3 protein-coding genes are annotated in these 2,811 nt (G+C 42.0%); all 3 read right to left on the bottom strand.

Annotated features, from left to right (window positions below):
- Nucleotides 1–214: 214 nt before the first annotated feature.
- Genes BLP87_RS15645 through istA form a run of 3 tightly spaced genes read right to left on the bottom strand, consistent with a single transcriptional unit; the run spans nucleotide 215 to nucleotide 2,689 of the window.
- Complete coding sequence (locus tag BLP87_RS15645; RefSeq protein WP_074463494.1) at nucleotides 215–445, bottom strand: hypothetical protein; 231 nt, start codon at nucleotides 443–445, stop codon at nucleotides 215–217.
- Entirely contained in the window at nucleotides 432–1,214 is a 783-nt protein-coding gene (gene istB, locus BLP87_RS15640) for an IS21-like element helper ATPase IstB (RefSeq protein WP_022750616.1), read from the bottom strand. Before istB ends, BLP87_RS15645 begins: the two co-directional genes overlap by 14 nt.
- Nucleotides 1,211–2,689, bottom strand: coding sequence for an IS21 family transposase (istA, locus tag BLP87_RS15635; RefSeq protein WP_074463493.1), 1,479 nt, complete (start codon nucleotides 2,687–2,689; stop codon nucleotides 1,211–1,213). Before istA ends, istB begins: the two co-directional genes overlap by 4 nt.
- Between the last annotated feature and the right edge of the window lie 122 nt (nucleotides 2,690–2,811).

Genomic DNA, 2,811 nt, shown 5'->3' with positions numbered 1-2,811 from the left:
TGTAAACGTCAATGAAAAAGTTTACCACTCGCTACCGAATTAGTTTACCACTTCGCTAGCGAAAAACTTTACCATTTGACCATTTTTCGCTGGTGAATAAGTTTACCAGTAGCGATACTGAAAAAGTTTACCACTAACGCTACCGAAAAAGTTTACCACCAAGTTTCTTGTTATGGGGAACACCGCAATAGCAGCATTCCCCGAGTTACTTTAGTTATAATACATAGTTTTCGAATGGCAGGTCCTCATCAAGACGAACCTTATGGGCATGAGCTTTGAAGTATTCAAAATCCTCTGTAAGCCCCTTCCATTTGATATAATCGCTCAAGTATTGATTCTCATTGGAAAGATACTTGATATCCTGATCCTGGCTATGTATGTGATCATACATTTCCTCGAGCACTTCCTTTAGCTGGTTGTAGGAAGCTTTCTTAACTTTCTGCATATTTCTTACCTCCTCTCTTTGAGGCGGTAACCTTAGCGGCATGTTCGGCACGATAAGGATGCTCTGAGTTCATGTTGAGCACATGAGATCTGAAGGTAAGTCGGTCAATCAGAGCTGTTACCATTGTTGTATTCTCAAACATGGTGGTCCACTCTGAAAAGCTTAAATTTGTTGATACTATGATGCTTTTTCTTTCAGCTCTGTCAGCTATTACCTTGAACAGTAATTCTGACTGATGTCTGTTGAATGTCAGATAGCTGAGCTCGTCGATTATAAGGAGATCTGCTTTTGATATCTGCTTCTCAAGACGGATAAGCTTGTGATTATCTTGAGCTTCTATGAGTTCATTGGATAAGTTGGCTGCAGTAAAGAACTTGACGTTCATTCCCTGCATACATGCTTTTATACCAAGAGCTATTGAAAGATGTGTCTTTCCGGTGCCAGGATTGCCTATCATTACTATGTTCTGGCGGTTATCAACAAAATCGCATGAAGCCAGTTCATTTATAAATGCTTCTGTGAGATGTTCAAATCTGCTGAAGTCCAGTTCATCAATGGTCTTCAGGTATGGAAAGTTTGCAGATTTGATTTTTCGTTGTCTGTTACTTTCCGTGCGGGCTTCGAGTTCCTGCTTCATAAGAGCGACAAGGAAGTCATCATAGCCCTGATCCTTATTGAGTTGTTTTATGACATCTGGGTACCTGTTAAAGCTTGGTACACGTAGTTGTTTAGCATATAGTTCTATTGTTTGTTTATTAACTTCATTCATCTTGGCATTACCCCGCATTTCTTGTCATAAGTTGACAGGTCTGTAGAGATTACGTTGACATCACGCTTGAAATGTATGATGTTGGACTCTGGTGTTTCCCGCAGTTGGCTACGGACTATATCTACCGTAGGTACAATACCTGGCGGGAGACTGCGCTTGATATCGAGTACCTTATCGACGCCATGATCAACGCAGAGCCTAAGGAGCTTGACCATCTCCTTGTTACCACCGGGAAGCATCTTGCCCCAGTCAAGGAGTTCCTTGTCAACAGTTGCTCTTACAGGTTTAGCCTGGAACACAGCCCTTGGCTTACGTTCCAGAAGATCAATGTAATGCTCAAGATGATATTCAGTTTTGTTCTTTCCATAGGCGCGGTCATGAGTTGCTATGAGAACGCCTTTGTGATAGATATGCACTGTATTGGCATAGCCTTTTACAGTAACATCCTTCCTAAGATATTTAACAGGTACTGAGTAGTTGTTCTTATCAAATCTTACTGTTGAGTAATCACCAACAGAAGGAGTCTCAGTCTTGCTGGTATCAAACCTGTAAGTAGGAACGGAATGGAGATAGTACCTTTCAACTTCATAAGCCTCTTTAACTGAAACTGATTTAGTGGTAACCTTATGGGTGTTCATATAGTCAGTACAGGAGGCAAGGAGCTGGGCGTTTAATTCGTCGATGCTCTTTACTCTTGGCACTGGCACCATAAAGTTCTTTCTTGCGAAACCAACCAGGTTTTCAACAAGTCCTTTTTCGTTTCCACTTGCTATGTTACAGAATTCAGTTTTAAAGGCATAATGGGCAGCAAATGCTTTGTATCCATCAGTTGCTTTGGCATGCTTTCCGAAGCCTTCTTTAACAGCAACCTTGGCATTATCGAAGATAAGCCTTAAAGGAACACCGCCAAAGAAATCAAACATCTTTTGTTGGGCTTCGAGAAATGATTCCGTGTTCTGTGAGTAGTAAGCCTGAACAAAGATAGCACAGCTGTTACAGAGTCTTCCACAGAAGAACTGGACTTTGGTTTTCTGCCCGTTAATGTATGCAGTGGCTTCGCCCCAGTCAATCTGGCCGGCATCACCAGGGTCGTACTCAAGTGGAATGTCAGCCTGTGGCGAGATGTCCATTTCTGCTCTGAGCGTTTTAACCAGTTTTCTGATTGTTGATTCAGCACCTCTGAAGCCCTTTTCGAAAACAAGACGGTCATAAATGCGCTTGGCAGTGTGCCATTGTTTTGAGAGATTTTCTTTCTTATCTTCTTCAAGACAGGCACGGGCAAAATCAATCACTTCCTGAGTAACCACCTCAGAGTCCCGATGATATGGTTTCCGTTCATCAGGATGCGTATCGCCTCTGCAATACTTTTTAACGGTCTGCCGGGATATACCCAGCTTTCTGGCAATGGACCGTATGGATTCGCCGTCGTTATAGCGGCTGCGGATTTGGTAGTAGAGATCCATTTCGACTATCATCACCTTTCTCCCTTCATGATTTTTTCATACACTAAAAATCATAAAGGACTTAACTCAAGGTGGTAAACTTTTTCACTAGCGAAATGGATGAAACTGGTCAACTTTTATAATAGCGTTTACAG

Origin of the sequence: Butyrivibrio hungatei (assembly GCF_900101605.1) — a bacterium.
GTDB classification, from domain to species: domain Bacteria; phylum Bacillota; class Clostridia; order Lachnospirales; family Lachnospiraceae; genus Butyrivibrio; species Butyrivibrio hungatei_B.
The sequence above is the reverse complement of the archived record's forward strand: the minus strand, read 5'-3'. Positions and strand labels throughout refer to the sequence as shown.